5 protein-coding genes and 1 pseudogene are annotated in these 6,393 nt (G+C 72.4%); 2 read left to right on the plus strand and 4 right to left on the minus strand.

Annotated features, from left to right (window positions below; translation table 11 throughout):
• Window positions 1-3: 3 nt before the first annotated feature.
• From MKK70_RS03735 to MKK70_RS03745, 3 genes are all read right to left on the minus strand, one after another.
• The gene (locus tag MKK70_RS03735) at window positions 4-816 is read right to left on the minus strand and encodes a hypothetical protein (protein ID WP_147842990.1); all 813 of its coding nucleotides are present in this window, start codon (window positions 814-816) and stop codon (window positions 4-6) included.
• 108 nt (window positions 817-924) lie between these two features.
• Complete coding sequence (locus MKK70_RS03740; protein ID WP_147842989.1) at window positions 925-3,003, minus strand: M3 family metallopeptidase; 2,079 nt, start codon at window positions 3,001-3,003, stop codon at window positions 925-927.
• Between the two features lie 89 nt (window positions 3,004-3,092).
• Window positions 3,093-3,770 carry an alpha/beta fold hydrolase gene (locus MKK70_RS03745; protein WP_243945876.1) on the minus strand — a complete coding sequence of 226 codons (678 nt, stop codon included), beginning with the start codon at window positions 3,768-3,770 and terminating at the stop codon, window positions 3,093-3,095.
• On the opposite strand from MKK70_RS03745, the gene MKK70_RS03750 reads away from it, so the two are divergent.
• On the plus strand, window positions 3,769-4,818 hold the full coding sequence (locus MKK70_RS03750; protein WP_313899071.1) for an extensin family protein: 1,050 nt from the start codon (window positions 3,769-3,771) through the stop codon (window positions 4,816-4,818). The genes MKK70_RS03745 and MKK70_RS03750 overlap by 2 nt on opposite strands.
• Before the next feature lie 122 nt (window positions 4,819-4,940).
• The gene (locus MKK70_RS03755) at window positions 4,941-6,044 is read left to right on the plus strand and encodes a L,D-transpeptidase (protein WP_243945877.1); all 1,104 of its coding nucleotides are present in this window, start codon (window positions 4,941-4,943) and stop codon (window positions 6,042-6,044) included.
• Window positions 6,045-6,148: 104 nt separating this feature from the next.
• Here the strand turns inward: MKK70_RS03755 and MKK70_RS03760 are convergent.
• Window positions 6,149-6,253 (minus strand): annotated as a pseudogene (locus MKK70_RS03760) (DUF2283 domain-containing protein); the annotation flags it as partial.
• Window positions 6,254-6,393 lie beyond the last annotated feature (140 nt).

Raw genomic sequence — 6,393 nt, forward strand, 5'->3', positions numbered from 1 at the left:
GTCCTACCAGGGCTGCGGCGTGACGAGGCCCTGACGCGTCACCACGACCCATTCCCGCCCGCGCCGCTCGACGGCTTCGACCCGCCCGACTCCCGGAATCGCGTCGCCGATCGCGACCTCCACCAGGCGGCGGCGGCGATCCTCCAGCATTGCGGTGCCGTCGTACACGTCGCGGACGGCCCAGGACTCGATCACCGCCGGCTTCGGCTTGGCGTCCGGGATGCTCCCGGTCTGAACCGGCTCGGGCTTCGCGACCGGAGCCGGCGGCGCGGCGGACGCGACGGTGCGCTTCTCGGCTTGGGCCGCCGCCGCCGCGAGGCGGGCGCCCTGCTCCTTCTCCGCCTGCTCGATCCGCTCGCCGAGGGCGGCGATCTTCGCCACCAGGGCGGATTCGGTCTTGCCGACCTTCTCGGTCAGCGCGGCGCTGCGGGCCTTCGCCTCGCTGCGCGCGGCGTCCGCAGCGTCCTTGAGGGCCGCGACCGACTTGTCGAGGCGATCGGAAGCGATGGCGAGGCGCGACGCCTCCGAGCGGTTGGCCTCGAGCGCCGCGTTGATCTCGGCCAGGACGACCGCCGTCCCCTGAGGCCGGGGCGTCGCCAGGATCGCGGTGCCGGCGCCGAGCACCGTGCCGACCGCGAGTGCGACGCCCGCCAGCCCCATCGTCACCGCATCGAAGCGACGGACGGCCTTGGCAGCCGTCGGCACGGGCGCCGCCGCCTTGCTCTCGGCGGGCTTCGCGCCGGAGACCGCGGCCTTCAGCAGGGCCTCCGGCGAGGCGGCCGATTTCTCCACGGCCGAATCGATGATCGTCGTCATGGCCCTCGCCTCCGCGTCCGGCATCTCTGTCGAAAGCTTTGGTTAAGGACGTTTGTTTACCGAAGGGTTACCGCGCCGCGCGTGCCGAGGCGGCGCGGGCCTTCCCCGTCAGGCTGCCAGCCCGCGCTTGCGCAGCAGCGGCTCGGTGCTCGGCAGGCGCCCGCGGAAGGCGGTGTAGGCCTCGCGCGGGTCGCGCAGGTTGCCGGCGCCGTAGACGTAGGTGCGCAGGCGCGCGGCGGTCGCCGGATCGAAGATGTCGCCGGCCTCGCGGAAGGCGTCGAAGGCGTCCGCATCCAGCACCTCGGACCAGAGATAGCTGTAGTAGCCGGCCGCATAGCCGTCGCCCGAGAAGATGTGGGCGAAGTGCGGTGTGCGGTGGCGCATGTTGATCTCGGCCGGCATCGCGATGCGCTCGAGCGCGTCGGCTTCGAAGGCCCCCACGTCGAGCCCGTTCTCGCCCTCGGCCGAGAGGTGCAGCGTCATGTCGACGATCGCCGACGCGGTGTACTCGACGGTGGCGAAGCCCTGGTTGAAGGTGCGGGCGGCGAGCAGCTTCGTCAGCAGCGCCTCCGGCATCGGCTCGCCGGTGCGGTGGTGGCGGGCATGGGTCCGCAGCACCTCCGGCTGCTCCAGCCAGTGCTCGTAGAGCTGCGACGGCAGCTCGACGAAGTCGCCCGACACGGCGGTGCCGGCGAGCAGCGGGTAGGTCACGTCGGAGAGGAGGCCGTGCAGGGCGTGGCCGAACTCGTGGAAGAGGGTCCGGGCGTCGTCGAAGGACAGCAGGGCCGCCTCGCCGGCGGGCGCCTTCGCGAAATTCATCACGTTGACGATGATCGGCTTCACGTCGCCGGTGAGCCGTTCCTGCGAGCGGAAGGCGCTCATCCAGGCGCCGCTGCGCTTCGACGGCCGTGCGAAGTAATCGCCGAGGAAGGTGCCGACCTCGGAGCCGTCGGCGTTCGCGACGCGCCAGGCGCGCACGTCCGGGTGGTAGCGCGGAACGTCCTTGAGCTCGGTGAAGCGCAGGCCGAACAGGCGGGAGGCCGTGTCGAACGAAGCGGCGATCACTGAATCGAGCGGCAGGTAGGCCTTGATCTCGCTCTCGTCGAGATCGTGCTCGGCGCGCCGCAGCTTCTCGGCGTAGTGTCGCCAGTCATGGGCCTGGAGGGCGAAGTTGCCGCCCTCGGCCTGGACGATCGCCTGGAGCCGGTCGCGCTCGGCCCCGGCCTGCCTGCGGGCCGGGGTCCAGACCTCGCGCAGCAGGCCCATCGCCGCGTCCGGGGTCGCGGCCATGGTGTCGTCGAGCTTGAAGTGGGCGAAGCTGTCGAAGCCGAGGAGCCTGGCCCGCTCGGCGCGCAAGCTGACGATCTCGCGGATGATGCCGCGGTTGTCGGTGGCCCCGCCGCCCTCGCCGCGGCGGATCCAGGCCTCGTAGGCGCGCTCGCGCAGGTCGCGCCGGGTCGAGCACACCAGGAACGGCTCGATCAGCGAGCGCGACAGGGTGATGGCGTGGCTGTGCGCGCCCCCGCGCTCCTTGGCGGCGTCGGCCGCCGAGGCGATCAGGAAGTCGGGCAGGCCGGCGCGGTCCTCCGCCGCGTCGAGGGGCAGCAGGAAGCTGCTCTCGTCGGCGAGCAGGTTCTGGCTGAACTGGGTTCCGAGTTCCGACATTCGCGCCGCGATCTCGGCGACGCGCAGCTTGTCCTCGGGCCCGAGGTCGGCGCCGGAGCGGCGGAAGCGGGTGCGGTAGCGGGACAGAACCCGGCGCTCCTCGCCGCCCAGGCCTTCGGCGTCGGCGTCGACCGCCGAGATGCGCGCCCACAGGTCGGGGTTGAGGTAGATCGCGCTGCCGTGGCGCGACAGCTTCGGGCCGATCGTCCGCTCGATCGCCTGAAGCTCGGGGTTCGTGTGGCTGCCGGTGAGGTTGTAGAACACGCCGGCGACCCGATCGAGGGCCAGGCCCGCCCGCTCCATCGCCGCGACGGTGTTGGCGAAGGTGGGCGCCGCGGTCTCGCCGGCGATCGCCGCGATCTCGGCCTTGTGGGACGACAAAGCCGCCTCGAAGGCCGGCAGGTAGTGCTCGGGGCGGATGCGCTCGAACGGCGGAAGCTCGGCCGGCGTGCCCCAGGCCGTCTCGGAGAAGGGGTTGTCGGCCGGAAGGTCGGCGAGCCCGGGGTTTTGCGCTGTCGTCATCTGAAAGGTCCCGATGTCGCGCGCCGTGCCCTGGCCGGCGGCGTTCCGGCCTGGGCCGTCGACGGCCGGCGATTCGACGCGCTCCCGCTTCAGATAGGCCCGAACCCACGCTTCAGGAAGGCGATACCGCGTGCCACCGCGTCGGCGTCGGTTCGCGGATCGAAAGCGTGGCCCTGGTCTTCGTAGAGGTGGACGCGGCAGCTTCCGCCCGCCTCGGCCATCCGCCGGTGCAGGTCCTCGGGGTGACGCCGACCGACCAGGGCGTCGCGGGCGCCGTGCAGCGCAAGCACCGGCGGCAGTGCGAGGGGGCCGGCGCTCGGGCCGCTGCCGAGTTCCGGCGGCAGGAAGGCCGAGCGCAGCACCAGCGCCGCGATCGCCTCGGGCGCCCGCGCGGCGAGCGCCAGCGCGAGGGCGCCTCCGAGCGAGCGGCCGACCAGCGCCACCGGGCCGGGGACCTGCGCGCGCACGATCTCGAGGGCATCCCGCCATGCGCCGAAATGCCGGCTGATCCCGGAGAACCCGACCCGCGCCTCGCCGGTCCGCTCGAGATAGTGCGGCAGCAGCACCGCGAAGCCGGCTTCCGCCAAAGCTGCGGCTTCGGCGCGGACCGGACGGTCCGGGCCCGGTCCTTCCGCATCGTGCAGCAGAATGACGGTCGCCGTGGCCGGCGCGTCCTTGCCGCGCGGCGCGAACCGCTCGATCGTGACGGGCCGTCCCTCGCACAGGATCGTGTCGCGGGTGACGGCCGGATGGGGTGGATAAGTCATGGCGTCAGGTCGGTCTCGACGGTTCGCGGCGTTCGCGCTCGCCGGCACGGCCCTGCTTGCCACGACGGCGGGACGGGACGCGAGGGCACAGGAGTCGAAGCCGCATCCGCCCGAGGCGACCGTCCCCGTGCCGCCGCCCCTGCCGCCCGAGCGGCCCGCCGAGCTGAAGCCCGCGACGGCGCCGGGCGCGACGATGACCGACCCGCCGCGCCCGCCGGAGCGCCCCGCCGCGCTGACGGCGCCGGCGACACCGCCCGCGACGCCCGAGACGAAGCCCGCCGCGCCGCCCGCCGATCCGGCTGCCGTCGCACCGCCCGCACCGAGGCCGCCGGAACGCCCGGCCGACCTCGTCCCGACCTCGTCCTCCGGCGCACCGCCGGTCCCGGCGGAGGCCAAGCCCGGCGACAAGGCCGCCGACAAGCCCGGCGAGATGCCGGTGCCGCCGCCGCTCCCCCCGGAGCGCCCGGCCGAGCTGTCGGGCGAGGCGGCGCTCGCCCTCAAGGTCGCGGCGCCGGACGACACCGCCTGCCGGGTCAGGCTGAAGCGCCTCGGCGCGGCGTTCGAGCCGCTGCCGGCGATCGTCAACGGGCAGTGCGGCACGCCGCTGCCGCTGAAGGTGACGGGGCTGCCCGACGTCGCGCTTCCGCAATCGGCGACGCTGACCTGTGCGGCCGCCGAGGCGCTGGCGCGCTGGGCGACCGAGGCGCAGGTCGCGGCCGAGCGCGAGCTGAAGCAGCCGCTGACCGGGATCGCGATCGGCACCTCCTACGAGTGCCGCGGGCAGAACCACGACGTCGAGGCCAAGCTCAGCGAGCACGCCTTCGCCAACGGCGTCGACGTGATGAGCTTCACCTTCGCCGGCCGTCCGCCGATCGCGGTCGGGGCGATGCCGGAGGGCTCGGCCGAGGGGCGCTTCCTCGATGCGGTGCGGGCGCGGGCCTGCGGGTTCTTCCGCACGGTGCTCGGCCCCGGCTCGAACGCCGCGCACGCCAACCATCTCCATCTCGACGAGCGCGAGCGCAACGCCGGGCACCGCCTGTGCCAGTGAGGGCGGTCGCGGAAACCTGATGCCGCCGTGCCGTTTGGCGGGGAACGCTCACGCTTCGCCGACACTTGATCGCGTGGAGCGAATCGGCTCCGGGAGCCTCGACCATGACGTGCGGATCGACGATGCGGACCGGCCTCGCGGCCGTCGTCCTGGCCTGCCTCGCGGGCCAGGGTCTTGCCGCATCGGACAAGGAGCCGGCCAAGGCGTCGGGCAAGAACGAGCCCGTGGCGCCGAGCGCGCAGGCGATCCGGGACGCGACCTTCGCCGAGCCGGCCCAGGATGCGAAGACGGATGCGAAGAAGAACGAGGCGAAGTCGTCGGGGGCCGCGAAGGCGAACGACCGGCCCGATCCGCTGACGATCAAGGTCCAGGTGCTGCTCGACCGGGCGCGGTTCTTCCCCGGCGCCATCGACGGGCGCGACGGCGAGAACCTCCAGGGCGCGCTCTCGGCCTACGCCGTGGCGCAGGGCCTGCCCGCGACGAAGACGCTGACGAAGGACGTCTTCGACAAGCTCGCCGCCACCGGCGGCGATCCGGTGGTCGCCGACTACACCATCACCGAGGCGGATGCGGCCGGCCCCTATGTCGAGACGATCCCGCCGAAGATGGAGGCCCAGGCCGACCTGAAGGCGATGAGCTACACCAACCCGCGCGAGATGCTGGCCGAGCGCTTCCACATGAGCCGCGACCTGCTGAGCCAGCTCAACCCGGACAAGCCCCTCGACAAGGCCGGAACGGTGATCCTGGTCGCGGGCGTCGCGCCGATGGGCCTCGACAAGCCCAAGGCCAAGGACCTGCCGCAGGACCCGAAGGTCGACCGCGTCGAGGTCGACAAGGGCAGCCGCGACGTGCGCGCCTTCGGCAAGGACGGCAAGCTTCTGGCCTACTATCCGGCCTCGATCGGCAGCGAGGAGAAGCCCGCGCCGAGCGGCGAGACCAAGGTGAAGGGCGTCGCCTTCGACCCGTTCTACACCTACGATCCGAAGTACCGCTTCAAGGGCGTGAAGAGCCGCAAGAAGTTCTCGATCCGCCCCGGCCCGAACAACCCGGTCGGCCTCGTCTGGATCGACCTCGCGATTCCCTCCTACGGCATCCACGGCACCCCGGAGCCGGAGAAGGTCGGCAAGACCGAGTCGCACGGCTGCATCCGGCTGACCAACTGGAACGCCCGCGACCTCGCCGCCCACGTCGCCCGCGGGGCGAAGGTGTCGTTCAAGGACGAATAGAGCGGGCGCTCGCATGTCGTCGAGGCGACCGGCTCCGAACCGTCGGTCGGCCTCATGTCCTTCCGGCGAGCGGGCTTCCACCTCGCTTGGAAATGCTCCCGCGATCAGGCCGCCGTCAGGTGCCGGAGGTCCGCACCGGTGGACAGGTGCTCCGATGCATCGAGGATTTCGACCGCCACGATCCGACCGGCGGCATCGAAATCGAGGACTAGGTGTCGAAGCTATGAAGGTTGTTCACCCGGGGCGGGGGTGAGAGGCTGGGGTTGCGAAGCCAACCAACCCTGACCGAGCGCCCCGGATGAACACCCATCAGCATGCCCGCATGACGGTCCATGGTCGAGCCCTTCTG

Origin of the sequence: Methylobacterium sp. E-041, from assembly GCF_022829665.1 — a bacterium.
GTDB lineage: Bacteria > Pseudomonadota > Alphaproteobacteria > Rhizobiales > Beijerinckiaceae > Methylobacterium.

What these genes read in the sequence shown, in the direction of transcription:
- MKK70_RS03745 (WP_243945876.1), bottom strand. Translation starts at nt 3,770, where the DNA reads ATGACTTATCCACCCCATCCGGCCGTCACCCGCGACACGATCCTGTGC.
- MKK70_RS03740 (WP_147842989.1), bottom strand. Translation starts at nt 3,003, where the DNA reads ATGACGACAGCGCAAAACCCCGGGCTCGCCGACCTTCCGGCCGACAAC.
- MKK70_RS03755 (WP_243945877.1), top strand. Translation starts at nt 4,941, where the DNA reads ATGCGGACCGGCCTCGCGGCCGTCGTCCTGGCCTGCCTCGCGGGCCAG.
- MKK70_RS03735 (WP_147842990.1), bottom strand. Translation starts at nt 816, where the DNA reads ATGACGACGATCATCGATTCGGCCGTGGAGAAATCGGCCGCCTCGCCG.
- MKK70_RS03750 (WP_313899071.1), top strand. Translation starts at nt 3,769, where the DNA reads ATGGCGTCAGGTCGGTCTCGACGGTTCGCGGCGTTCGCGCTCGCCGGC.